Genomic DNA, 25,122 nt, shown 5'->3' with positions numbered 1-25,122 from the left:
TTCCTTGTGTGTGGCGTGGCTAGTGTTATCAACGGTTGCTTTTGTTATCGATCATCACGGCAAGCAAGATCACGCTGGCCTTGGCGATCATCTGGTAATAGGAGCTGACATCGAGCAGGTTGAGAGCGTTGTTGAGGAAACCAATGATGAGGGCACCGATCAGCGTTCCCATGATGCGCCCCTTGCCCCCCATCAGGCTGGTACCACCCAGCACCACGGCGGCGATGGCATCCAGCTCGTAACCCATGCCGGCGGTCGGTTGGGCAGAGGATAGACGGGAGGTGACGATAAGGCCGGCCAGGGCTGCCAGGGCGCCGCACAGACCATATACCGCGAGCTTCACCCGATCCACATTGATGCCGGAGAGGCGGGTGGCGGACTCGTTGCCGCCCAGGGCATAGATGTAGCGACCCAGGCGTGTGTGGTTGAGCATGAACCAGGCCAGCAGGAAGACGATGGCCATCAACCAGATGGGGACCGGCAGGCCGAGCAGGTAGCCGGTACCGAGCCAGGCGAAGTGATCGGCGCCATCGCTAAAACCGGTGGAGATGGGGCGACCTTCGGTGTAGACCATGGTCACGCCACGCAGGGCGGTCATGGTGACCAGGGTGGCGATGAAGGCCTGCACCTTGCCCTTGGCGATGATGAGACCGCTGATCCCGCCGAGCAGGGTGCCGGCGATCAGGGTGAAGGGGATCACCATCCAGATTGGCAGATCCATGGCCACCATGCTGGCCGCCAGGGCGCCGCACAGGGCCAGCACCGAGCCGACCGACAGATCAATACCTCCGGTCAGGATGACCAGCGTCATGCCGACCGCGATGATGGCGTTGACCGAGGTCTGGCGCAGGATGTTGAGCAAGTTGTCGGCGGTGAAGAAGTTGGGGCTCAGGAAGGAGACCACGCCGATCAGCACCAGCAGGGCGACTAGGGATTTGTTCTCGATCCACCATGCCTTGCTCATGACGCCGCGGCGGGGAAGGGTTTGGGTTGTCATTGTGCTGCCTCTTGCTCTGCTTGCCACTGTTTACCGACTGCCGCCGCCATCAATTTCTCCTGATTGGCGCCCTCGGTGTTGAACTCTGCGCTGATGCGCCCTTCGTGCATCACCATGATGCGATCGCTCATGCCGAGCACTTCCGGCATCTCGGAAGAGACCAGAATGATGCTCATCCCCTCCTTCTTGAACTGGTTGATAAGCTGATAAATCTCCTTCTTGGCCCCCACGTCCACGCCGCGGGTCGGTTCGTCCAGGATGAGGACCTTGGGCCTTGTCAGCAGCCCCTTGGCGATGGCCACCTTCTGCTGGTTGCCGCCGGAGAGCAGCTTGATGAGCTGTTCACTGCTGGGGGTCTTGATGTTGAACAGGCGCACATAGTCGCTCACCGCCTGACGCTCGGCCTGGCCGTCGATGCGCCCGCGCTTGTTGAACTCGTCGAGGGCGCACAGGCTCATGTTCTCGCGCACCGACAGTTCCAGCACCAGGCCGTCGCCCTTGCGATCCTCGGAGATGTAGGCGATGCCGGCCTTGAGGCCATCGGCAGGGCTCTTGGGGCGCAGCGGGTTGCCATCGATGCGGATCTCGCCATTGTGGATGGGGCTGGCGCCATAGATGAGCTTCATCAGCTCGGTACGGCCGGAACCCATCAGGCCGCTAAAGCCCAGGATCTCCCCCTGGCGCAGGGAGAAACTCACCCCGCGCACGCCGGGGCCGGCAAGATCCTTCACCTGCAGGCTGACCGGGCCGAGTTCGCGCACCAGACGCGGGTACTGCTCCTCCAGTCGGCGGCCCACCATCATCTCGATGATCTTGTCTTCATCGAGCTCGCTTACCGCCTTCTCGCCGATCCATTTGCCATCGCGCAGCACTGTGACCCGGTCGCAAATTTCGAAGATCTCTTTGAGGCGGTGGGAGATATAGACGATGCCGCAGCCCTGCTCACGCAACTCGCGGATCACCTTGAACAACTGCTCGGTTTCGGTGTCGGTCAGGGCATCGGTGGGCTCGTCCATGATGATGACGCTGGCATCAAACGACAGCGCCTTGGCGATCTCCACCATCTGCTGTTCACCGATGGAGAGACTCCCAAGCTGGGTATCCGGGCCGTGCTTGACCCCGAGACGAGCAAGCAGGCTGGCGGCACGTTCGCGCAACTGCTTGTGGTCGATATTGCCAAAGCGGGTGCGCGGTTCGCGGCCAAGGAAGATGTTGGCGGCAATGGAGAGTTCCGGCAGCAGGTTCAGCTCCTGGTGGATGATGCTGATCCCCTGATCCTGGGAGTCGCGGGGCCCTTTGAAGTGAACCGGCTGGCCGCGATAACTGATGCTGCCACTGTCGGCCTGATAGATGCCGGTCAGCACCTTCATCAGGGTGGACTTGCCTGCGCCGTTTTCGCCGAGCAGGGCCATTACCTGACCCGGGTAGACCTTGAGGCCTGCCTCATCGAGCGCCCGCACGCCGGGGAAGGTCTTGACGATCCCGGTGAGCGACAGAATGGGCGAGGGGGTTGTACTCATGGCTGATTCCTTGAAAGGGCTTAAAACGCCACACCGGCGCAGAGGATCAGGTTGGCGTAGGGGGTCACCTCGCCACTGCGCACGATGGCCTTGCTCTGGCGAGTGCGGGCCTTGAATGCTTCGTGCAGGCAGTATTCGATGGTGATGGGGTTGCCCTGGCTGATGGCGTGGGCCTCTATCTGCTCAAGCAGGGCCTGGTGAGCATCGGGGCTAACCTGCTTGATCTCGCTCGCCATGATCACCTTCTCCACCACCAGATCGGTGAGCAGGGCGCCCAGCACTGTCTCGAGGCTGGGGGTGCCCGCCATCAGCGCCAGATCGATGCGCTCGGGGCCTGCCGGGATGGGCAGGCCCGCATCGCACACGGTGATCTCGTCGGTGTGCCCCATCTGTGCCACCAGGGCACTCAGGGGGGCATTGAGCAGTACGCCTCGTTTCATACAGCACCTCGTCAGGTCTTGGCCTGTCCATCTGTTTTTGTCTAAAGCAACCGGTTACGCAACCGGTTGCGTGATGGCGCAAAGATAGGCCTTTCGAGTGTCAAGAGCCATCCCGATGGGGCAAAAATGTGAAAACGATCTCAAAGGTGCCAACAGAAAGGGTGGCGAGGGTGTCAGCAGAGGCCAAGCTTCCAGATGAATGCAACGCCGTTGGCGAAGGGCTGGATAACTGGCGTGCAGGTTAACCCGCCCTGATGGTTATGGAACTGACAGTGCCCAATTGCCTTGCAAGCCAGGCGAGTCAGACCCCGTGTTGTGTCGCCAAGGTTTCCCGCTCACTTTCTTGCAAATGAACGAAGCGATGGAAAGGGCGGCAGTGCAGATGCAGGGAGGATCAGGGCGCCTGCGTCGTTCGGCAGGGACTGAAAATATCGAGACGCTTGTCATAGACGGTCGTCTTGACGTCCCAGATCCCCAGCATGGACGAGAACAGATTGTCATGGGAGTAGGGGGTGGCGTTGGCATTTTTCTGCAGGCAGCGGATGTTCAGCTTCTTCTCCTTGATAAAGCCCGGCGACATCCAGATCTGCATCGGTATGCGAGTCTGTTCATCGGGGGCGATCCGGTACGGGGCCGAGTGCAGATAGAGCCCCATTTCACCGAGGGATTGGCCGTGATCCGAGAGGTAGATCAGCGCCGTGTTGTACTTCTCTTCATACTGCTTGAGTCTGGCGATCAGCCGGGCAACCACCAGGTCGGCATAGCGGATGGTGTTGTCATAGGTATTGACCAGCTGCTCGGTCGTGCAGTTCTCGATGTCGCTGCGCGGACAGTCCGGCACAAACTTGCGCTGCTCACTGGGGTAGCGCTTGTAGTAGGTGGGGCCATGGCTGCCAAGCAGGTGAAAGGCGAGCATCTTGTCCCCCTTCATGTTGGCCACCTCATCATCCAGCCCCTGCAACAGTACCTCGTCGTAACAGGTGCCGCCCTTGCACAGAGTGGGATTGGTCGTGGGCTGGATCTGGATATTCGGGACCCGATCACAGACCCCTTTGCAGTTGCTGTTGTTGTCCTTCCAGTAGATGGAGATGCCTGCCTTTTGCAATACGTCCAGCTGTCCCTCGCTGTTTCGGGCCAGATTGCCGTCAAACTCCTCGCGCCCCATGTTGGAGAACATGCAGGGGACCGACACGGCAGTGGCTGTGCCACAAGAGCGCATCTGCCTGAAAGAGATGACGCCACCTGCCTTGCTGGTAAAGGGATTGGTCTCCCTGGCATAGCCATTCATCGAGTAGTTTTTGCTGCGGGCGGCTTCCCCCAATACCAGAAACATCAGGGTAGGTTTGGCCGAGCTGGCCGTCCGTTTGGCATCATCTCCCAGGGTTGTGAAGGGGATGGGCTCAACCAGAAAGCGCTTGTAGATAAATTTGGTGGTGCTGTTGACGACGTTGGCCGGCACGATTTCACGCTTGAGGCTCGAATTGTTGCGACCTACCGAGACGTAATCCTGATAATAGAGTGCGGCAATAGCTGTCACTATGGCCAGGGAGACCAGCATGGAGAGGGCACGAGCGAGGAGGCCTTTGTACCAGCGGTTGGCATAGTTGATCTTGATGAAAAACAGGCCGATCGCGGGGAGGATGCCGGTCACCGTCACCCAGGCGACGATGGGCGTACTGACATAGGCCAGGGCTTCGCTCTGGTTGGTCTCGAAGACGTTCTGGATCATGGTCTGATCAAACTGGACGCCATATTTGAGCATGGTGTAACTGGCAATGGCGCTGATGACGAAGAGGAGCGCGAAGAAAGGCTTGAGCAGATAGCGGATGGAGAATGGCACAAACACGAAGTTGAGCGCTGCGACCAGCAGGATGGGGAGCGAGATGACAAAGCCCGTCTTGACGCGCTCCAGCTGGGAGAGAATGTCATACAAGTGCAGCCAGATGGGCCAGTTGAACAGGCATGCAAACACGACCGCCAGCAGGGCAATGAAGGGGACAACTCTTGTTTCCATCACAAAGGGCATACAGGCATCCTGATCGCAGATGGTGAAAATGGCATTCACGACAACGGCAGCGGATCACTTGGCATGGTCGCCAATTTTCAGTGAATGACGCTGTGGATTACCGATATACGAAGTGGTTTATGAATGTGGCGTTAACGCTGGCATTGCTTGCCTGTGGCGCACGGCATGGCAGATTTGGTGGGAAAACAGCATAAAAACCCCCGGCGTGGCCGGGGGCAATGGACTTAATTGGCGTTGGCCACCATGGCCTTGAGCTGCAGGAAATACTGCTCGTAGAGCTGGGAGGCGTCCCCCACATCGGACTGGAACACTCCTTTTTGCTTGGTCTCGTCACTTGGGAAGACCATGGCATTGTTACGAAACTCGGGAGAGAGCAGGGGGATGGCAGCCTTGACCGGGGTCGGGTAGCCGATGGTTTCGGCCACCTTGGCCGCCACGTCCGGACGCATCAGGAAGTTGATGAGGGCGTGGGCCTCTTTCACGTGCTTGGCCTTGGCGGGAATGGCCAGGTTGTCCATCCACAGCACGGCGCCCTCTTCCGGATAGGTCATCTTGATGGCCGGGTATTCGCGCTGGGCGCCGTAGGCGGAGCCGTTCCACAGCATGCCGATGTTCACTTCACCGGCGATGAAGGGGTCGGCCGGGTTGTCGGAGTTGAACGCCTTGACGTTGGGCATCAGCTTTTTCAGGTACTCGAACGCCTCGGTGATCTGGGTCTTGTCCTGGGTGTTGGGGCTGTAGCCCAGCTGAACCAGGGCGATATGGAACACCTCGCGGGCGTCATCCATCAACAGCAGGCTCTCTTTCCACTCCGGTGCCCACAGCTGCTTCCAGCTGGTGACGGGTTCGCTAATCATCTCGCTGTTGACGCCGATGCCGGTGGCGCCCCAGATATAGGGGACAGAGTAGCGGTTATCCGGGTCGTACTCGTGGTTGAGCAGGGTGGGGTCCAGGTGCTTGAAGTTGGGCAACTGGGCGCGGTCGAGGGGTTGCAGCATCTCCTCCTTGGCCATCTTGGAGATGAAGTAGGTGCTCGGCACCACTACATCGTAGCCGTCGCCATGGGTCTTCAGCTTGGCGTAGAGGGTTTCGTTGGATTCATAGGTGGAGTAGATCACCTTGATGCCGGTCTCTTGCTGGAACTGCTCCAGCAGACCGTCCGGTACGTATTCCGACCAGTTGTAGAAGTAGACCACCTTGTCTTCGCTGGCCTGTACCGGCGTGCTCAGCAGCGGGGCGGAGAGGGTGAGGGCGGCGGCCATCATGGCGCCCACCTTGTACTTGATTGTCATCAGAAACTCCTTGAGGTAATGGGGCCTTGCGGCCCACCGTGACAGAGTTCGCCTGCGCCAGCGGTGTTGCTGCGTGACGCCGTCATGTGGCGAAAAGGGGCTGCGCCGGGGCGCAGCAAACAACCCGAGCAAACGGGCAGGCTATGCCTGCCGCTTGCGCAGTAACAACTGGGCGACCAGCACCATCCCCAGTGAGGCGATGAGCATCAGGGTGGCCAGGGCGTTGACCTCGGGGGAGACCCCCACCTTGACCATGGAGTAGATCTTGAGGGGCAGGATCTCGTAGGCCGGGCCGGTGACAAAGGAGCTCACCACCACATCGTCCAGGGACAGGGTGAAGGAGAGCAGCCAGCCCGCCATCACCGCCGGCAGGGCCAGCGGCAATATGATCCGGCGAAAGATGATCCCCTCGCCAGCCCCCAGATCCCGGGCCGCCTCCAGCATCCGCACATCGAAGCCGCACAGCCGCGAGTAGACGGTGATGACCACGAAGGGCAGGCAGAAGGTGATGTGAGCGATGAGCAGGGACCAGAAACCCAGGGCAACGCCAGTAGCCACGAACAGGGTGAGCAGCGAGATGGCCATCACGATGTCCGGGGACATCATCACCACGAACAGCATGCCGCTGACGTACTGCTTGCCCCGGAAGCGATAGCGAAACAGCGCCACTGCGGTGAGGGTGCCGATCAGGGTGGCCGACGTGGCGCTGAGGGCGGCGATGGTCAGGGAGTGCTGGGCCGCCTGCATCAGGCTGGCGCTGGCGAAGAGCTTCTCGTACCAGCTCCAGGTAAAGCCGCGCCAGTCGATGCCGTACTTGGAGAGGTTGAAGGAGTTGGCGATCAGCACCCCTATGGGGACATAGAGGTAGGTGAACACCAGCAGCAAAAATCCCGCTTTCAGTGCGCGCATCATGCCAGTTCCCCCTTCTTGCTCAAGAGTTTGCCCGCTCGCCAGTAGCAGTAGACCAACAGGGCCATCAGCACCGTCAGCATCACGCTGATGGCAGCGCCGAAGGGCCAGTCACGGCTGTTGAGGAACTGGGTCTTGATGAGGTTGCCGATCAGCAGGTGCTTGGCACCGCCCAAGAGATCGGAGACATAGAACATCCCCATGGCGGGCAGAAATACCAGCAGGCAGCCTGCGATGATACCGGGCAGGGTGAGCGGCAGCACGATGCGGTGCAGCCGCTGCCAGCCGTTTGCTCCCAGATCCCGCGCGGCTTCAAGCAGTCGGCCATCGAGCTTCTCGATGCTCGAATAGAGGGGCAGCACCATGAAGGGGAGCAGCACGTAAACCAGGCCGATGATGACGGCCACCTCGGTGTACATCATCTGCAGTGGCCGCTCAATGAGCCCCAGATCCAGCAACCAGCCGTTGATGAGGCCACGGGTGCTGAGCAGCACCTTGAGGGCATAGGTGCGGATGAGGGAGTTGGTCCAGAAGGGGACCACCACCAGAAACAGCAGCAGGGGGCGAATGCGGCTCGGCAGATGGGCCAGCAACCAGGCAAAGGGGTAACCCACCAGCAGACAGATAGCGGTGGCCACCAGCGCCAGCCACAGGGAGTGGAGCAGCACCTCAAAATAAAGGGGCTCCAGCAGTCGGCCATAGTTGCCCCAGGTGAAGATAGGGCTGATGAGGGCCGACTCGTCCCGGGTCAGGAAGCTGACCCCGAGGATCATCAGGTTCGGAAAGAAGACGAACAGGGTCAGCCAGCCGAGGATCAGCGCGATGGCCCCGTTGCGAAAACCGTTGTGGGCAAAGCTCAGGGGAACCCGGCCGCGGCGTGAATTAGTGAGGTTCATAGGGCAGCACTACCTCCCAGCTGTCGACCCAGTGGATGGCCACCTCCTGGCCCAGCCGGTAGTCGAAATCCGGGTCATCCTCGTCGAAGAACTCCGAGATCAGCAGTTGCTTGCCGCTCTCGAGCTCGATCACCGAGTCCAGGGTTGCGCCCTTGTAGTTGCGCTCGCAGATCTTGCCTGCCAGTGCGCCAGCCTGATCGTCCCCGTTGTCGAGAATGCGCAGATCTTCGGGACGTAGTAGCACCAGTACCTTGTCGGCGGGCTTGAAGGGCAGAGCGGTATGGAGCAGGCACTCGCGCCCTTCCACCTCGGCGCGCCAGACGCCGGGTTCGCTCTGGCTGATCAGGGTGCCATCCATCACGTTGATCTCGCCGATGAAGCGGGCAACGAACAGGTTGGCCGGAGATTCGTAGATGTCGCGCGGGGTGCCGCGCTGGATGATGTTGCCCCCCTCCATCACCAGGATGCGGTCGGACATGGTGAGCGCCTCTTCCTGATCATGGGTGACGAAGACGAAGGTGATGCCGAGGCGGCGCTGCAGTGCCTTCAGTTCGGTCTGCATCTGCTTGCGCAACTTGTAGTCCAGCGCCGAGAGAGATTCATCGAGCAGCAGCAGGCGTGGCTTGTTGACCACGGCGCGGGCGATGGCAACCCGTTGTTGCTGACCGCCGGAGAGCTGATCCGGGCGGCGGTTGGCCAGATCGGAGAGCTGCACCATGGCCAGGGTCTCCTCGACCCGCTGGCGGATTTCGCTTGCCGGCACCTTCTGCATCTCGAGGCCAAAGGCGACGTTTTCGAACACCGTCATATGGGGAAAGAGCGCATAGCTTTGAAACACGGTATTGATGTGTCTGTGTTCGGCGGGAATGTGGGTGATCTCGTCCCCGGCCAGGTGGATGGTGCCACCGTCTACCGATTCGAGCCCGGCCAGCAGGCGCAGCAAGGTAGTTTTGCCACAGCCGGAAGGACCCAGCAGCGTGAGGAATTCCCCGTCATAAATATCAAGGTCAAGGTCATTGAGAATCACCTTGCCATCGTAGTGTTTGCTGATCTTGTTCAGCGCGACAATTACCTGTTGGTTTTTCATCATCCGCCAGTCTCACCCCAGCCAGTGGCCATCGTGTTGAAAGAAGGGTCGCATTCTATTGCAGCCGACACATGAAATTAAAGGCTTTTTAGCCCGAACAGGACAGGAAAAACGGCTACGAATACCGGATCAAACCGCTATAATGTGCCACCTGATTCGTTCGTTTTCGATGTTGGATAGTCAATTGAGTAACAAAATGCGTATTGGTGGCTCCCTGGAGCAGTCCCTGAGCCAGGGTTATCGCCTCGATCTGAAAGGGGTGATCCAGGAGGGGTGGCAACAGACCCGCCGCACCGGATTCGGCCTGCTGCTGGCTATCGTCGGGGTAACGGCAATCTGGATCCTGCTCAGCAACATGTTGCTGGTGCCCTATATCGGTGACGATACGCAGATGAACGTGGCCATGGTACTGAGCCTGCTCATTACCGTCATCATGGCGCCCATGACCAGCGCCCTTGATATGCTGGGGCTGCAGCAGTCGGTGGGGGTCCGTGCCAGGGCCAACCAGGTGTTCGACTTTTTTCGTCACTTCGTGCGCCTCGGCATGCTGAGCCTGCTCGGCAGCGTGCTCACCAGCCTGTTTGGCCCGCTGTTCGAGCTGGTCGGCTTGCCGGTGGTGTTCTCTTTTGTACCTTCTGCCCTCATCGGCATGGGCCTTATCTTCACCGTGCCCCTGGTGCTGGAGCGCGGATTGACGCCGGTGCAGGCCATTGTGGTTTCCCTGCGGCTGTTTGTGCGAGGCTGGCCCAGCCTGGTGCTGTTTCATGGCATCATGGCGGCGCTGCTGTTTCTCGCCCTGCTCCCCATGGGGTTGGGACTTATCTGGATGGCCCCTCTCTACTTCAACTGCAAGGGGATCCTCTATCGGGATCTGTGCGGCGTGGCAGTAGAGGTCAATGAAGTGACCGAACGGGAAGGGCCCGATCATTTCAACGCATGATGCATAAGGATATTGAATGACCTGTCGCAATGGAGTGACCTCGGCGTTGCGCCGCGCCCTGCTGGCAAGCCTCTTGCTGCCGGGACTGGCGGTGGCGGCCCCTACGCTGGATCTGCAATACAGCACCTTCTACAGCCAGATGAAGAGTGTGGCCAAGGGGGATTTCGGTCATGCCAGGCTGGGATTTTATCTGACCGATCCGCAAAATGGCCGGCGCTGTACTCTGACCTCGGCCCGGGTGTCGACGCCGGACAGGGACGTAGCCGCCGAGGTGACGGTGGACAGCGAACTGCGCCTGCCTTTTGACGGGGATCTCAATCTTGACAAGGCCACCGTGGTGGTGGAGCTGCAAGAGCCCCATGCCAGCTGTGACATGGCGGTGCAGGTGATGGCCGATGCGCCGGCAGGCAGCCAGTTTCCGGTAGCAGAGATTGCCACTCGCCAGCAGCAGATGCAGCAGTTGCTCGACAAGATGGCGGGCATGGTGGGCAAGTATTTCCTGCCGTCCATGGAGGGGGTGCACATCGCGTTGGTCGAACCGAGCGGGACGGCCTATCTCGTTGAGGGGGCCCGGCAGGAGGCGTTGCCCTGGCAAGATGGCCAGCTGCAGTTGAACAAGGCTCAGCTCGCCGATTTTGCGGGTGGCACCTTGCGCCTGCAGGGGGAGGTGCTGCGACTTACCCCCTGGCTGCGCAAGGAGTAACGGGGCAGAGCCAGCCACACGGATAGAAAAAAGGAGCGACGGGTCGCTCCTTTTTCATTGTTGTTGATTATTGCTGTTTTGGCAGCAGAGGGCTTAGCGCACCTCAATCACATCCAGCATGTCCATCTCGTCGATGTCGAGGTGGGGCACCTTCGGCATCTCGGGGGGATCAAACGCCTTGTCGCCGCCATCTATGATGCCGGAGTCGCGGTTGATGCTCTTGAAGTCAAACAGCTTGTGATCGAGCAGGTGGCTCGGGATCACGTCCTGAATAGCGGTGAACATGGTCTCGATGCGACCCGGGAAGCGGCGATCCCAATCCTGCATCATCTGCTTGATGGCTTGGCGCTGCAGGTTCTCCTGGGAGCCGCACAGGTTGCAGGGGATGATGGGGAAGGCCTTGACGTCCGCATAACGGATCAGGTCTTTTTCCTTGCAGTAGGCCAGCGGGCGGATCACCACGTTCTTGCCATCATCGCTCACCAGCTTGGGCGGCATGGACTTGAGCTTGCCGCCGTAGAACATGTTGAGGAACAGGGTCTCGAGAATGTCGTCACGGTGATGGCCCAGGGCAATCTTGGTACAGCCCAGCTCCTGGGCGGTGCGATAGAGGATGCCGCGACGCAGGCGCGAGCAGAGCGAGCAGGTGGTCTTGCCCTCGGGGACCTTCTCCTTGACGATGGAGTAGGTGTCCTCTTCGACGATCTTGTACTCGATGCCGAGGGTGTCGAGATATTCCGGCAGGACGTGCTCGGGGAAGCCGGGCTGCTTCTGATCCAGGTTGACGGCGACCAGATCGAAATGGATGGGGGCGCTGGCTTTCAGGTTCATCAGTATGTCGAGCATACCAAAGCTGTCCTTGCCGCCGGACAGACACACCATCACCTTGTCACCCTCTTCAATCATGTTGAAGTCGGCAATGGCCTGACCCACGTTGCGCCGCAGGCGCTTTTGCAGTTTGTTGAAACTGTATTTTTCTTTGGCGTTCAGCTCTTCTAGCATGCTCGTAAAACCCGGGACACAAATAAGCGCGTTATTATAGCCATGTCCCGGGGGAGGGCAAGGTGCCTTATGCCTGATTGCGGCGGCTGTCCACCGGGCAGCTGTAATCGGCCGGTTTAAGGATCAGGATGTCGCACGGCAGCCTGTCCACCACATGCTCGGCGGTGTTACCAAGCAGGGCGGCCGAGAGGCCGGTACGGCCGACGCACCCCATGATCATCAGGTTGGCATTCAGCTCTTCTGCCATGTCCGGCAACACCTCTTCGGGCAGGCCTTCCGCGACCCGGGTCCAGAGATCGCTGATCCCGAACTTGCTGGCGTGGCTCAGCAGCAGGTTTTCGTGATGCTTGCGGATCGCCTCGTTGTAGGCTTTGGGATCAAACTCCGGCAGTTCGATGGCCACGTTGACCGGCGTGCCTGGGTAAGTGTTGACCAGATAGAGGTTGGCCCCCAGCAGTTCGGCGATGTCTGTGCCCTCCTGGGTGATCCGCTCGTTGAGTACCTTCTGATCGGGGTCGTCGCTCGAGCAGTTGATGGCGGCGATGATGTTGCCGCCACGCTGCCAGTGCCCTTCTTTCACCAGCAGAACCGGGCAGGGGCATTTGCGCAATAGGTGCCAATCGGTGGGAGTAAAAATGAAGGTTTGCAGGAAACTGTGATGGTGAGTGGCCTTGACCACCAGATCGTGGCGCTGCTCCAGCACCTCCTGAATGACGCACTCGAAGGGACGGTTGTGCCAGACCACTTTCACCTCGCAGGTGATCCCTTTTTCCCGGTAGGGAGTCAGGATCTCGTCCAACCACTCCTGGCGCTGGGAAATGACACCGTGGCGCATCTCTTCCCGCTCCTCCGCCGACAACATGGCGGTCATCTCGTACGAGAAGTCATAGATGGTGAGCAGCAGGGTCAGATGGGCATTGTTGTCCAGCTCGGCGATCTTGACCGCCCGTTCGAGGGCGATTTGCCGCTCTTCTTCGGGGTTGATAACCACCAGAATGTTCTGATATTTGACCATCTTCTCCTCCTTGGAAAATACCAATGTCAGCAGGACCTTAGCATTTACAGCTTAGCGCAGGAGGCAGGTGGCGGTCGTGTGCCGGATCAAATTCCAGAGGAAAGGATCCGGCAGAGGAGAGGGGAAATGGCGGGGAGATCAGCCGCAGGTCGGACGGGTGGCGCCAGCCATCTGGCCGAGTGCTGCGTGATCGAGCACGGTAATGTACTTGCCCTTGACGCTGATAAGACCGGACTTCTGGAAGCGGCCAAGCAGACGGCTGATGGTCTCGACGGTGAGGCCCAGATAGTTGCCGATGTCGCCCCGGGTCATGGAGAGACGGAACTCCTTGGCGGAGAAACCGCGCTCGGAGAAGCGTACCGACAGGTTGTGCAGGAAGGCTGCCAGGCGCTCTTCGGCATTCTTCTTGGAGAGCAACAGGATCATCTCCTGATCGCCCATGATTTCGTTGCTCATCAGTCGCATGATCTGCTGACGCAGCTTGGGCATCTTGCCGGAGAGATCGTCAAGTACTTCGAACGGGATCTCGCACACCATGGCGGTTTCCAGCGCCTGGGCGAAGGAGGGGTGAGCCTGTTTGTGGATGGCATCGAAGCCGACCAGATCACCAGCCAGATGGAAGGCGGTGATCTGCTCATCCCCTTGCTCTGTGATGGTGTAGGACTTGATGGTCCCGGAACGGATGGCGTAGAGAGACTTGAACTCGTCGCCGGCCTTGAACAGCTCTTCACCCTTTTGGATCGGCTTCTTGCGCTCGATGATGCTGTCGAGCTGATCCAGCTCGTTGTCGTTCAGGGTAAAGGGAATGCAGAGCTGACTGATACTGCAGTCCTGGCAATGAATTGCACAGCCACCGCTCTGGATACGTCTGCCAGGTTTCTTTTCCGGGATCATAGGCTCATACGAATAATTGATTTATATCAAACAAGTTTACCATCAACTCATCCGTTTTGGATAGGGTTTCAAAAGGATGCAATGCCAACCCACAGGGTGTGAACCCCATAAAAAATGAGCAACAGGGCACCTCCGAGGCGCAAACTGCGCAAGGTCAGCCAGTAGCGCAGCCGATCTGCCAGCCCCCCCAGAGCAAACAGGGTAGGCAGGGTGCCCAGCCCAAACGCAAGCATGATGAGAGCGCCGCCGCTGACCGAGCCCGCTGCTGCGCTCCAGGTCAGCATGGAGTAGACCAGCCCGCAGGGCAGCCAGCCCCAGACCATGCCAAAGGGCAGTGCCTGCAGGGGGGAGGTAAAGGGCAGAAACTTGCCCGCCAGCGGTTTGATGTGGGGCCAGAGTCTGGCGCCGATGCGTTCGAGCAGCAATATCCCTTGCCACCAGCCTGCCAGATAGAGGCCGAGGGCGATCATCAAGAGGGCCGCGATGAGCCGCAGTCCGGCGATGGCGTGTTTGCCTGCCCCAAGCTCGCTGGTGGTGGCGAGTAAGCCCCCTACCAGAGCACCGGCAATCACATAGCTGAGGATCCGGCCCAGGTTGTAGTTGAGCAGATAAGCGAGGCGTCCCCAGAAGTGTTGTTTGTCGGCCGGGATCGCCATGGCAAGGGCTGCCGAGACACCGCCGCACATGCCGATGCAGTGTGCCGAGCCCGCCAGTCCCACCAGCAGGGCTCCCAGAAGATCAAGATTGTGCGTCATCTGGGCTGTGCTTGGTTGGTTTCTGGGCAGGTTGGTCTTCATCAAACAGGATGTTGGAGCCCTGTCTGTCGAGGTCCTCAAACTGCTCGGAGCGAATGGCCCAGAAGAAGACGACTCCGGCGATGATCACAAACAGGATGGCGATGGGGATCAGGACAAAAATGATGTTCATGGTCTCTACCTTGGCAAATGCCTCCTTGGCGACTGAGCCCCATGGTAACCCTGTTCGGGTCGCCGGCCAGTCGCCACGGGTCAAAAATGTGGCCTGCGTCGGTGACAGGCCATCGAGTCAATGGTCATGTCAGCGATTGAGGCGCATGGAGTTGGTGACCACGATGAGGGAGCTCAAGGACATACCGGCCGCCGCCAGATAGGGGGGCAACCAGCCGCTGGCGGCCAGCGGCAACACCAGCAGGTTGTAGCCGATGGACCAGGCAAAGTTCTCGATGATGATCTTGCGGGTGCGCAGGGCCAGCGTCCTGGCGTCCAGCAGACGATTCAGATCGTCGGCAAGCAGGATGGCATCGGCGCTGTTTTTGGCCAGGTCCGTGCCGCCCGCCATGGCGAACGAGGCATGGGCCCCGGCCAGCACTGGAGCATCGTTGATGCCGTCACCCACCATGATGCTGATCTCCCCGTCAGCCTCCCGCCCCTTGAGGTAGGCGAGCTTGCCATCGGGGGTGACACCCTTGATCAGCTCGTCCACGCCAAGCTCACGGGCTATTTCATCGGCCTGGGCCGAACTGTCGCCAGTGAGGATGGTGGTCTGCAAACCGGCCGCTTTGAAGGCGGCGATGAGCGCCTTGGCATCGGGTCGCAGGGTATCTTCCAGCTCGAAGCGGGCCAGGACCTGGCGCTCGTCGGCCAGATAGATGGCGAGGCCGCGGGGGCTGACGAGGTCATCGCCCAGCCTCAGCCAGCCAGCGCTGCCGATGCGATAGCGCACCCCATCGACAATCCCGGTGACACCGTGGCCGATGACGGGAGTGATGTCGCTCGCATGAGGCAGCAGGGCGATGCCATCGGCCGGCAGGCGGAAGGCGCGGGCGATGGGATGTTCGGACTGTGCCTCCAGAGCGCGGGCGATGGCGAGACAGTGCTCGGCATTGAGATCCCCCAGCACCTGGGTGCGGCAGAGGCGAATTTCCCCCGTGGTCAGGGTGCCCGTCTTGTCCATCACCACCCGGTTGGCCTTGGTCAGCACATCCAGCACGTGACCGCGACGCAGCAGTATGCCGGAGCGGGTGAGGTGAGCGGTGGCCGAGGTGAGTGCGGTTGGCGTTGCCAGCGACAGAGCGCAGGGGCAGGTGGCGACCAGCACCGCCAGAGTGATCCAGAATGCCTGCTCCGGCTGGTGAAAATGCCAGAAGATCCACACCAGGGCCGCGATGATGAGCAGCACCAGAATGAAGTGGCGCGACAGCACATCGGCCATCTGGGCGATGGCGGGCTTGTCGTCGAGGGCGTGATCCTGCAGGCGCATGATCTGGGCGATCCGCGACTCCTCGATACGATGGCTGACCCGGATCTCGAGGGGGGCATCGGTATTGATGGTACCGGCATAGACCTGATCTCCATGCCCCTTGAGCAGCGGCAACTGTTCGCCGGTCAGCATGGATTCGTTTAGGCTGGCTTCCCCCCGCACTATGATGCCGTCGGCCGGCAGGGTGGCGCCCGCTAGCACACGGACTCTGTCTCCTACTTGCAGGGTCTTGGCGGCGACCTCATGTTCACCTTCCTCGTCGATGCGGGTTGCCATGATGGGCACCAGCCGCGCCAGGTTGGAGCTCGACTCGGACGCCTTGCGTCTGGCCCTGAGCTCGAGGAACCGCCCCAGCAGCAGGAAGAAGACGAACATGGTGATGGAGTCGTAATAGACCTCCCCCGTGTTGAAGACGGTGGCCCACATGGAGGCGACAAAGGCGCCGATGAGGGCCAGGGATACCGACACATCCATCGAAAGGTGGCCCTGCTTCAGGCTGCGCCAGGCGTTCACGTAAAAAGGTTGGGCCGAATAGATCATGATGGGGGTAGAGAGCAGCAGGCTTATCCACTTGAAGTAGACCATGAACTCCTCCTCCACGCTGATGAAGAAGTCCATGTAAAGGGCCACGGCGCACATCATCACCTGCATGGAGCCGAGCCCGGCCAGTGCCATCCGGAACATGTAGCGGCGCACCTCTTTGGCGTAAAGCGCCTCTTGCTGATGGGTCTGGAAGGGGTAGGCGCGATAGCCAACCTTGGCGAATCCCTTGAGGATGTCGCTCAAAGAGAGCTTGTCCGGATCCCACTTGATGCGGGCCCTGTGGGTGGTGGTGTTGACGTTGATGTAACGCAGTCCGGGGAGGGTCATCAGGTGGCGTTCGATAAGCCAGGCACAGGCGGCGCAGGTGAGCCCCTCTACCGTCAGCTGGATCTCCCGCACGTTGCCGCTGTCGGTAACAAACTCCTGCTGCACCTCGGCCAGATCGTAGTGGGTGAGGGCGGCCAGCTCCTCGGGCACCAGATCCCCCTTGGCACCCGGTGCGGTGCGGTGATCGTAATAACTGGCCAGGCCGCACTCCATGATGGTTTCCGCCACCGCCTGGCAACCCGGACAGCACATGGGACGGACAATGCCCTTGATCTCGAGGGCATAGTGACTGTCGGCGGGAACCGGCTCGCCACAGTGAAAACAGCCGGTCATGGTTTAGCGTCCTTTGGGATCGAGTTCGACAGGGGCCTGAGTGGGCAGTTGAACCGTTTCTTGCAGTCGCCATTCGTGGTTGAAGGCATCGACCCTGAGGTGCCATTTACCGGTCAGGGGGCGTTCAAAGTGGAAGCGATAGGTGCCGCTGCCATCGGCGGTGATCAGGTGCTCGCTGTCCTGACCGGCCAGGGTAGGGTGGAACAGGGAGAGGTACAGCGCCTGTCCTGGCGGGATGTCGCCACTGAGCGGCTTGAGGGTCAGCTCCTGACCGTTGACCTCCAGCGCAAAGCGGATGTTGAGCGCCTCGGCCCGGTCAAACTTGCTCAGATCCTGATTGATCTCTTTCCCTTGTTTGTAATAGTCCTCTGCCACCAGATTTACTCCATCCTTGCTGGCGATGATGGCGGTGGCGATGCTGCCGACAACGGCGGCGGTGGGGAGGGCGATGATAAACCAGGGCCAGAATTGGCGATACCAGGGTCGGGTCATGATTGCTACTACCGTGAAACGAGTGATTAACGAGGAGGATGGCTTTTACGCAACACAAGATAACAAAAAGCCTCGAGTAGTCGAGGCTTTTTGCTGTGTAATCACGTGTTTATCACATGTTACTTCGGGTGTGGCCGACCTTATTTGGCAGTCTGTGGGTGAGACAGGCTGTAAACGTAGGAGGCCAGCAGGTGCACCTTGTCTTCGCCCAGAATGTCTTTCCAGGCCGGCATCACACCGTGGCGACCGTGGGTGATGGTCTGGACCACCACTTCGCGGGAGCCACCGTAGAGCCAGGTGCTGTTGGTTAAGTCAGGTGCACCGACGGCGATGCCGCCCTTGGCATCCGGACCGTGACAGGCGGCGCAGACCGCGAAACGAGCTTCACCCTTCTTGGCTTCCACCAGATCAACCTTGCGACCGGACAGACTCAGCACGTAGGAAGCGACTTCCTGCACGCCATCCTTGCCCAGGATCTCGCCCCAGGCAGCCATGATCCCCTGACGACCGCCCATGATAGTGGTCTTGATCTGATCCGGGGCGCCGCCCCATTGCCATTCGCTGTCGGTCAGGTTCGGGAAACCGCGACCACCGCGGGCATCGGAGCCGTGGCACTGGGAGCAGTTCTGCAGGAACAGACGCTGACCCACCTTGCGGGCTTCCGGATCGGCGGCGATCTCCTCGATGGGGCGATAGCTCTTGCCGTCGGCCTGGTAGGCCAGCTCGCGGAACTTGGCGCCGTAGATCTCGTCAGCCTTGGCGATCTCGCGGTCATACTCCACCGCACGACCTTCCGACTTGGCAGACTCGGTCGCGGCGCGGGATTCGGCCAACGAACGGACATCCTGGTTGGAACTTTGCCAGCCCAACAGACCCTTGAAGTTGCCAAGGCCCGGGAAGGCGACCAGATAGACCAGACCGGTGACGATGAAGAAGAGGAACATGTAGGTCCACCACTTCGGCAGCGGGTTGTTGATCTCTTCGATGCCGTCGAAGGAGTGACCCATCGACTTGCCTTCTTCAACACCCATCTTGTCCTTGCGGCACCACATCAGCAGCAGGAAGCAGCCGAGGATGGTCCCCAGGGTAATGACGGTTACGAAAATACTAAACAGAGTGCTCATTATTGTTTCGCTCCTGCGTTCTTTTTATCAGCACCGGATTGCTCATCATCGGCGAAAACCAGATTGGCAGCCTCGTCGAAAGCGGTCTTGCGGCGTTTGCTGTAAGCCCAGACGAAGATGCCGATCATGATGGCCATCAACAGCAGGGTGTACAGACCGCGAAAAGTGCCGTAGTCCATCTCCACACTCCTTATTTCAGGGCATGGCCCAGTGATTGCAGATAGGCCACCAGGGCTTCCAGCTCGGTCTTGCCCTTGACGGCATCACCGGCGCCCTGAATATCGGCATCGGTATAGGGCACGCCGAAGTGGTCGCGGAACAGCGCCAGTTTCTTGCCCGTCATCTCGCCAGTCAGCACGTTGCGATCAAGCCAGGGGTAGGCGGGCATGTTGGACTCGGGCACCACGTCGCGCGGGTTGATCAGGTGAACCTTGTGCCACTCGTCGGAGTAGCGGCCACCGACCCGTGCCAGATCCGGCCCGGTACGCTTGGAGCCCCACAGGAAGGGGTGCTCCCACACGCTTTCACCGGCGACCGAGTAGTGACCGTAACGCTCGGTTTCGGCACGGAACGGACGGATCATCTGGCTGTGGCAGTTGGTGCAGCCTTCGCGAATGAAGATATCGCGCCCTTCCATCTGCAGGGCGGTGTAGGGCTTGAGGCCCTCCACCGGCTCGGTAGTCTGCTTCTGGAAGAACAGCGGGGTGATTTCGACCAGGCCACCCAGGCTGATGGCAAATATGATGCCGACCACCAGCATGGGAACGCTTTTTTCAAAGATCTCGTGACGGTTATTGTTGCTCATGCTTTGACCTCTTCAATCATGCTGGCTGGGCGACGGGTTCCAGGGAACCCTTGGGCGCGGTGATGGTGCGATAGGCGTTGTAGGCCATCAGCAACATACCGGTGACAAAGAAGCAGCCACCCAGGAAGCGCACGAAGTAGAAGGGATAGGAGGCCTGCAGGGCTTCCACGAAGCTGTAGGTCAGGGTGCCGTCTTCGTTGACTGCACGCCACATCAGACCCTGCATCACACCGGAAATCCACATGGCGACGATGTAGAGCACGGTACCCACGGTCGCCAGCCAGAAGTGCACGTTGATCAAGCGGATGCTGTACATGCGGCCCTGGCCGAACAGGTTCGGGATCAGGTGGTAAACCGCACCGATGGAGACCATGGCAACCCAGCCCAGGGCACCGGAGTGAACGTGACCTACGGTCCAGTCGGTGTAGTGGGAGAGGGCGTTGACGGTCTTGATCGCCATCATGGGGCCTTCGAAGGTCGACATGCCGTAGAACGACAGGGAGACGATCAGGAAGCGCAGGATGGGGTCATAGCGCAGTTTGTGCCAGGCACCGGAGAGGGTCATGATGCCGTTGATCATGCCGCCCCAGGAGGGCACGAACAGGATCAGGGACATCACCATGCCGAGGGACTGGGCCCAGTCAGGCAGGGCGGTATAGTGCAGGTGGTGCGGACCGGCCCAGATATAGAGGGAGATCAGCGCCCAGAAGTGCACGATGGAGAGTCGGTAGGAGTAAACCGGGCGGCCGGCCTGTTTGGGCACGAAGTAGTACATCATGCCAAGGAAACCTGCAGTCAGCAGGAAGCCTACCGCGTTGTGACCGTACCACCACTGCACCATGGCATCCATGGCACCGGAATACATGGAGTAGGACTTCATGCCGGAGAGCGGCACTTCCATGTTATTGACGATGTGCAGCACGGCGACCGTGATGATAAAGGCGCCGAAGAACCAGTTCGCCACATAGATGTGGGAGGTGGTGCGCTTCATCAGGGTACCGAAGAAGACGATGGCGTAGGCGACCCAGACTACGGTGATCGCCAGATCGATCGGCCACTCCAGCTCGGCATACTCTTTGGCGGTCGTGAATCCCAACGGCAGCGAGATGGCCGCAGAGAGGATGATTGCCTGCCAGCCCCAGAACACGAAGCTGGCGAGCGGGCCACCAAACAGCCGGGTCTGGCAGGTACGCTGCACCACGTAGAAGGAGGTCGCCATCAGGGCGCTCACCCCGAAGGCGAAGATCACCGCGTTGGTGTGCAGAGGCCGCAGACGACTGTATGTCAGCCAGGGGGTTTCGAAGTTGAGGGCAGGCCAGATCAGCTGGGCTGCGATCAGTACGCCAACCGACATGCCGACAATTCCCCAGACAATCGTCATGACGGTAAACTGGCGAACAACGGTGTAGTTGTACTCAGGATGGTTAGTTGTATGGCTCATCGTTATATTCCGCTTCCGATGCTGCTGTTGTTTGGTTTTTGTCCGGCGAACCGGACCTGTTTCATCGAGTCACCGCCCACCAGTTGTTAACATCTGTTAACGAAAGGAAAAGCAAAAGATGACCATATGAAAACTGCATGGGAATGATACTGAAGTGACAGGTAAAATAACAGTATAAACAGTGATATATTTGGCTCCGTCCGGCCTCGTTTTAACCGCGATTTACCTTGTGCGAGATCACAAAAATACTATTTTTTCTGCATCTTATTGGGACCGCTTTTCATGAAAGAAAAACTCACTAGCCGTAAAGTCATGCACCTCGGACTGGTGCTGGCCCTATTATTGGGGCTCATTGCATACCGTACCTGGTTTTCAACCGAAAACAACGCCGCACCCGCGCCGATAAAAGATCAGATTTGTGATCTTTCCCACAGCAGTTGCACTGTCTCTGTCGGCGAAAAACCCCTGACGGTGGCGGTGGCCGAACTGCCGGTACGCGCCGAACGGGATTTTGCCCTGCGCATGACGGGGGGGGATCCGGCCATTACTCCGGTGAAGGCATGGCTGGAAGGGCGGGATATGTTTATGGGAACCATTCCGGTCAAGTTTGAACAAATAAGCGGCGGTTGGCAGGGAACGACCCTGGTGGGCAGTTGTACTTCTCCCACTATGGTCTGGCTGCTCAATATCGAATGGAGCAATGGCGAGCGCCAGCAATTGGCGTTGTCGGTTGCCCGGGAATAAGTCGTTGGCCGCAAAGGAGTGGAAAAAATATTTGAAATTTCCATGCCAGGCGTTACCTTCCCTTGGCCTACAGGGAGTGAAATCTATTTAATCATGACTGAGAAAAATCAATTTTATCGAACCCTCAATCAACAGGCGCGAGCCCTGTTGGAGGGAGAAACCGACCTGATTGCCAACCTGGCCAACCTCTCCGCCCTGCTCAATCAGGAGCTGGCAGATATCAACTGGGTCGGTTTTTATCTGTTGCAAGGGGACACCCTGGTATTGGGTCCCTTCCAGGGCAAGCCAGCCTGTGTCCGCATTCCCGTCGGCCGTGGTGTCTGTGGCACCGCCGTGTCAGAGGGCAAGACCCAGCTGGTAGATGATGTGCATCAGTTTGATGGGCATATTGCCTGTGACGGTGCCAGCAATGCCGAAATCGTGATCCCGGTGCGCCGCAACGGCGAGATCATCGGGGTGCTCGACATCGACAGTCCGATTTTTAACCGTTTCGATCAGGAAGACCGGATTGGCCTTGAAGAAACGGTGCAAATTTTGGAAAGCATGCTCTAAGTGATTGCTTAGATGGTTCGCAAAAGGCCCCAAGCTCTCTATAATGAGGCCTTTGTTGTGCTCGGGAAGTGCCCGTGCGTTTATATGAAAGCCAAGGTTATACATGGAAAACACTGAGAAGCTGAAGAACAGTAAAGAAATCGTTGCCTACCTGGTCGAGAAATTCCCGGCCTGCTTCGTTGCTGAAGGAGAGGCCAAGCCGCTCAAGATTGGCATCTTCCAGGATTTGGCCGAGCGTCTTGCTGACGATGCCAGAGTCTCCAAGACCATGCTGCGCTCTGCTCTGCGTCAATATACTTCCAGCTGGCGCTACCTGCATGGCCTCAAGGCTGGCCAGGCTCGTGTCGATCTGGACGGTAACCCGGGCGAACTGCTGACCGAAGAGCACATCGAACACGCCAAGCAGGCGCTGAAAGAGAGTAAAGAGCGCGTCTTTGCCAGCCGTCGTACCAACAACAAAGAGAAGGATGACAAGGCCAAGAAACCCCGTCGTCCTGCTCCTCGCAAGACCGAGAAGGCGGATGTCGCCGCCAAGCCAAAGGCTCAGGAGAAAGCGCCTGTTGCCGATGCTCCGCTGGTCAAGGTGGATGCCGCTACCCTGAAAGTGGGTCAGGACGTCCGTGTGGTCATGGGCAAGTCTCCGGTTCCCGCAACCATCAAGGAAGTGACCAAGGACGACGTTCAAGTCCAGCTGCAGACCGGCATGACCCTGCGGGTCAAATCAGAGCACCTGGTTCTCTAAGGAGAGACATGTTGAAGCATGGCGTAATTCGTTTTTCCCTCGTTGCCTGTAGCCTGGCGCTTGCCGGGCTCGCACAGGCCATCGAGCCGGTGCTCAAGGAGAGTGATTTGCCTGTGTTGGCTCAAGAGAGCCAACATGCTACGGCCAGCAAGCGAATTGCCAATCTGTTTACCCGCTCGCATTACAAACAGTTCAAGCTGGATGATGCCTTTTCCTCCGTGATCTTCGACAAGTATCTGGAGAATCTGGATTACAGCCGCAACTTGTTTTTGGCCTCTGACATCAGCCGTTTTGAAAAGTACCGTAACGGGTTTGACACCGACCTCGAAAGAGGCCGTCTGGCGCCCGCCTACGAGATGTTCAACCTGAGTCAGCAGCGGCGTTATGAGCGGTTCGAATACGCCCTCAAACTGCTCGATACTCCTTTCGATTTTACCCAGCCCGACAACTATGTGTTCGATCGGGAAGGGGCGGCTTGGCCGAGGGATGAAGCCGAACTCAACGAGTTGTGGCGCCAGCGGGTCAAATACGATGCCCTGAGCCTCAAACTCAGCGGCAAGGAGTGGCCCGAGATCAAGGAGCTGCTTGGCAAGCGTTACAACAACGCCATCAAGCGGATGTCCCAGACTGAGAGCGAGGATGTGTTCCAGCTCTTCATGAACTCCTTCGCTCGCGCCATCGAACCGCATACCAGTTATCTCTCACCGCGCAGCGCCGATCGTTTCAACACCGAGATGAACCTCTCGCTGGAGGGGATTGGTGCCGTGCTGCAGGCGGAGGACGATTTCACCGTCATTCGTTCCCTGGTGCCCGGTGGTCCTGCTGCCAAGTCCAACAACCTCAAGCCCGATGACAAGATCACCGGGGTAGGGCAGGAGGATGGCAAGATCGTCGATGTGATCGGCTGGCGTCTTGACGACGTGGTCGAGCTCATCAAGGGGCCCAAGGGCAGCAAGGTGAAGCTGGAGATCCAGCGCGGCAAGGGCGCCAGCGCCAAGACCGAGCAGATCGAGCTAGTGCGGGACAAGGTGCGCCTCGAAGATCGCGCCGCCAAGTCCAAGGTGATCACCGCCGAAGGCAAGAAGATAGGGGTCATCGAGATCCCCAGCTTCTACGTCAATCTTCATGAAGATGTGATCAAGGAGCTCTCCAGCCTCAACAAGCAGAAGATCGATGGCCTCATCATCGATCTGCGCGGCAATGGTGGCGGTGCCCTGACCGAAGCTTCGGCCCTGAGCGGTCTCTTCTTTGCCAGCGGTCCCGTGGTGCAAATTCGTGATCACATGGGCCGCATCACGGTCAATGGCGATGACGATGGTCAGGTCTACTACGGTGGCCCCATGTCGGTGATGATCGATCGCTACAGCGCCTCGGCCTCCGAGATCTTTGCCGCCGCCATGCAAGACTACGGCCGCGCCCTGATCCTCGGGGAAAACTCGTTCGGCAAGGGCACGGTGCAGCAGCATCGCAGCCTGGCCAAGGTCTACGACTTCTACGAGCAGCCGCTGGGTCACGTGCAGTACACCATCGCCAAGTTCTACCGGATCAACGGCGGCAGCACCCAGAACAAGGGGGTTGCACCGGACATCAGCTTCCCGACGCCGGTTGCGCCGGAAGAGACTGGCGAGAGCCGCGAGTTCAACGCGCTGCCGTGGGACAAGATCGCCTCGGCCAACTACCAGACGCTGGGTAATTTCACCAGCCAGCTGCCCAAGTTACAGGCGGCCCACGATGCGCGGATTGCCAAGGATCCCGAGTTTGCCTACGTAATGCAGGACATCGCCGAGTACCAGGGGGAGAAAGATAAAAAATCTGTCTCCCTCAACGAGGCAGAACGTCTGGCAGAGCAGGCCAAACAGGACGAGAAGGCGCTCACGCGCGCCAACGAACGTCTGGCCCGCCTTGGCAAGCCTGCGGTGAAGAGCCTGGATGACTTGCCGGCCGATTTTGAGGCGCCCGATGAGTATCTGGTCGAGGCGGCCAACATCACGGCGGATCTGGCCAAGGCCGGCAAACGTAGTTGAGTTGGCCAAGCTGAATCTACAAGGGCGACGCGAGTC

Annotated in this window: 25 protein-coding genes; 6 read left to right on the top strand and 19 right to left on the bottom strand. The window is 59.2% G+C overall.

What is annotated here, in order from left to right; all coding sequences use genetic code 11:
- Positions 1-28: 28 nt before the first annotated feature.
- The 8 genes from rbsC to potA form a co-directional block, all read right to left on the bottom strand.
- Complete coding sequence (gene rbsC, locus I6L37_RS16005) at positions 29-997, bottom strand: ribose ABC transporter permease (RefSeq protein ID WP_216992361.1); 969 nt, start codon at positions 995-997, stop codon at positions 29-31.
- On the bottom strand, positions 994-2,517 hold the full coding sequence (gene rbsA, locus I6L37_RS16000; RefSeq protein ID WP_216992360.1) for a ribose ABC transporter ATP-binding protein RbsA: 1,524 nt from the start codon (positions 2,515-2,517) through the stop codon (positions 994-996). The genes rbsC and rbsA overlap by 4 nt, the downstream gene beginning before the upstream one ends.
- Positions 2,518-2,537: 20 nt before the next feature.
- A complete protein-coding gene (rbsD, locus tag I6L37_RS15995; RefSeq protein WP_216992359.1) occupies positions 2,538-2,957 on the bottom strand; it encodes a D-ribose pyranase in 420 nt (139 codons plus the stop codon).
- Positions 2,958-3,351: 394 nt separating this feature from the next.
- The gene (locus I6L37_RS15990; protein ID WP_216992358.1) at positions 3,352-4,983 is read right to left on the bottom strand and encodes a phosphoethanolamine transferase; all 1,632 of its coding nucleotides are present in this window, start codon (positions 4,981-4,983) and stop codon (positions 3,352-3,354) included.
- Positions 4,984-5,207: 224 nt separating this feature from the next.
- Complete coding sequence (locus I6L37_RS15985) at positions 5,208-6,275, bottom strand: extracellular solute-binding protein (protein WP_216992357.1); 1,068 nt, start codon at positions 6,273-6,275, stop codon at positions 5,208-5,210.
- Positions 6,276-6,416: 141 nt separating this feature from the next.
- Positions 6,417-7,187, bottom strand: a complete 771-nt coding sequence (gene potC / locus I6L37_RS15980; RefSeq protein ID WP_061477533.1) for a spermidine/putrescine ABC transporter permease PotC — start codon at positions 7,185-7,187, stop codon at positions 6,417-6,419.
- Complete coding sequence (potB, locus tag I6L37_RS15975) at positions 7,184-8,080, bottom strand: spermidine/putrescine ABC transporter permease PotB (RefSeq protein ID WP_216992356.1); 897 nt, start codon at positions 8,078-8,080, stop codon at positions 7,184-7,186. The genes potC and potB overlap by 4 nt, the downstream gene beginning before the upstream one ends.
- Positions 8,067-9,170 carry a spermidine/putrescine ABC transporter ATP-binding protein PotA gene (gene potA / locus I6L37_RS15970; protein WP_061477535.1) on the bottom strand — a complete coding sequence of 368 codons (1,104 nt, stop codon included), beginning with the start codon at positions 9,168-9,170 and terminating at the stop codon, positions 8,067-8,069. The genes potB and potA overlap by 14 nt, the downstream gene beginning before the upstream one ends.
- Positions 9,171-9,363: 193 nt before the next feature.
- On the opposite strand from potA, the gene I6L37_RS15965 reads away from it, so the two are divergent.
- Complete coding sequence (locus I6L37_RS15965) at positions 9,364-10,107, top strand: hypothetical protein (protein WP_216994188.1); 744 nt, start codon at positions 9,364-9,366, stop codon at positions 10,105-10,107.
- A 16-nt stretch (positions 10,108-10,123) separates the two neighbouring features.
- Entirely contained in the window at positions 10,124-10,810 is a 687-nt protein-coding gene (locus I6L37_RS15960) for a DUF2987 domain-containing protein (protein ID WP_216992355.1), read from the top strand.
- 93 nt (positions 10,811-10,903) lie between these two features.
- On the opposite strand, the gene ttcA is transcribed toward I6L37_RS15960, so the two are convergent.
- The 11 genes from ttcA to ccoN all read right to left on the bottom strand — a co-directional run bounded on the left by ttcA (position 10,904) and on the right by ccoN (position 21,024).
- Positions 10,904-11,812, bottom strand: a complete 909-nt coding sequence (gene ttcA, locus I6L37_RS15955) for a tRNA 2-thiocytidine(32) synthetase TtcA (protein WP_042026184.1) — start codon at positions 11,810-11,812, stop codon at positions 10,904-10,906.
- 67 nt (positions 11,813-11,879) lie between these two features.
- Complete coding sequence (gene uspE / locus I6L37_RS15950; RefSeq protein WP_216992354.1) at positions 11,880-12,827, bottom strand: universal stress protein UspE; 948 nt, start codon at positions 12,825-12,827, stop codon at positions 11,880-11,882.
- Positions 12,828-12,965: 138 nt separating this feature from the next.
- Complete coding sequence (locus I6L37_RS15945; RefSeq protein WP_026458105.1) at positions 12,966-13,721, bottom strand: FNR family transcription factor; 756 nt, start codon at positions 13,719-13,721, stop codon at positions 12,966-12,968.
- Positions 13,722-13,789: 68 nt separating this feature from the next.
- The gene (locus tag I6L37_RS15940; protein WP_216992353.1) at positions 13,790-14,476 is read right to left on the bottom strand and encodes a sulfite exporter TauE/SafE family protein; all 687 of its coding nucleotides are present in this window, start codon (positions 14,474-14,476) and stop codon (positions 13,790-13,792) included.
- Positions 14,460-14,648, bottom strand: coding sequence for a cbb3-type cytochrome oxidase assembly protein CcoS (gene ccoS / locus I6L37_RS15935; protein ID WP_026457736.1), 189 nt, complete (start codon positions 14,646-14,648; stop codon positions 14,460-14,462). Before ccoS ends, I6L37_RS15940 begins: the two co-directional genes overlap by 17 nt.
- A gap of 129 nt (positions 14,649-14,777) precedes the next feature.
- Positions 14,778-17,162, bottom strand: coding sequence for a heavy metal translocating P-type ATPase (locus I6L37_RS15930; protein ID WP_216992352.1), 2,385 nt, complete (start codon positions 17,160-17,162; stop codon positions 14,778-14,780).
- Between the two features lie 3 nt (positions 17,163-17,165).
- Entirely contained in the window at positions 17,166-17,654 is a 489-nt protein-coding gene (locus I6L37_RS15925; RefSeq protein WP_042026188.1) for a FixH family protein, read from the bottom strand.
- Positions 17,655-17,794: 140 nt separating this feature from the next.
- Positions 17,795-18,778 (bottom strand): cytochrome-c oxidase, cbb3-type subunit III, encoded by a 984-nt coding sequence (gene ccoP, locus I6L37_RS15920; protein ID WP_042026190.1) that lies wholly within the window; start codon positions 18,776-18,778, stop codon positions 17,795-17,797.
- Positions 18,778-18,957 carry a CcoQ/FixQ family Cbb3-type cytochrome c oxidase assembly chaperone gene (locus tag I6L37_RS15915; RefSeq protein WP_026456585.1) on the bottom strand — a complete coding sequence of 60 codons (180 nt, stop codon included), beginning with the start codon at positions 18,955-18,957 and terminating at the stop codon, positions 18,778-18,780. The genes ccoP and I6L37_RS15915 overlap by 1 nt, the downstream gene beginning before the upstream one ends.
- Before the next feature lie 11 nt (positions 18,958-18,968).
- The gene (gene ccoO, locus I6L37_RS15910; protein ID WP_042026191.1) at positions 18,969-19,583 is read right to left on the bottom strand and encodes a cytochrome-c oxidase, cbb3-type subunit II; all 615 of its coding nucleotides are present in this window, start codon (positions 19,581-19,583) and stop codon (positions 18,969-18,971) included.
- Positions 19,584-19,599: 16 nt separating this feature from the next.
- Complete coding sequence (ccoN, locus tag I6L37_RS15905) at positions 19,600-21,024, bottom strand: cytochrome-c oxidase, cbb3-type subunit I (RefSeq protein ID WP_026456586.1); 1,425 nt, start codon at positions 21,022-21,024, stop codon at positions 19,600-19,602.
- 282 nt (positions 21,025-21,306) lie between these two features.
- Between ccoN and I6L37_RS15900 the strand changes: the two genes are divergently transcribed.
- The 4 genes from I6L37_RS15900 (at position 21,307) to prc (ending at position 25,086) form a co-directional block, all read left to right on the top strand.
- Positions 21,307-21,768: a hypothetical protein gene (locus I6L37_RS15900; RefSeq protein WP_216992351.1), complete on the top strand. Its 462-nt coding sequence runs from the start codon at positions 21,307-21,309 to the stop codon at positions 21,766-21,768.
- Between the two features lie 93 nt (positions 21,769-21,861).
- Entirely contained in the window at positions 21,862-22,320 is a 459-nt protein-coding gene (locus tag I6L37_RS15895; protein WP_042026193.1) for a GAF domain-containing protein, read from the top strand.
- A gap of 103 nt (positions 22,321-22,423) precedes the next feature.
- Positions 22,424-23,062 (top strand): RNA chaperone ProQ, encoded by a 639-nt coding sequence (gene proQ, locus I6L37_RS15890; protein WP_026456589.1) that lies wholly within the window; start codon positions 22,424-22,426, stop codon positions 23,060-23,062.
- An 8-nt stretch (positions 23,063-23,070) separates the two neighbouring features.
- Positions 23,071-25,086: a carboxy terminal-processing peptidase gene (prc, locus tag I6L37_RS15885; protein ID WP_042026194.1), complete on the top strand. Its 2,016-nt coding sequence runs from the start codon at positions 23,071-23,073 to the stop codon at positions 25,084-25,086.
- Positions 25,087-25,122 lie beyond the last annotated feature (36 nt).

It is taken from the genome of Aeromonas sp. FDAARGOS 1407 (assembly GCF_019048725.1).
Taxonomy (GTDB): domain Bacteria; phylum Pseudomonadota; class Gammaproteobacteria; order Enterobacterales; family Aeromonadaceae; genus Aeromonas; species Aeromonas enteropelogenes.
This window is presented reverse-complemented; position numbering and strand designations above follow the sequence as displayed.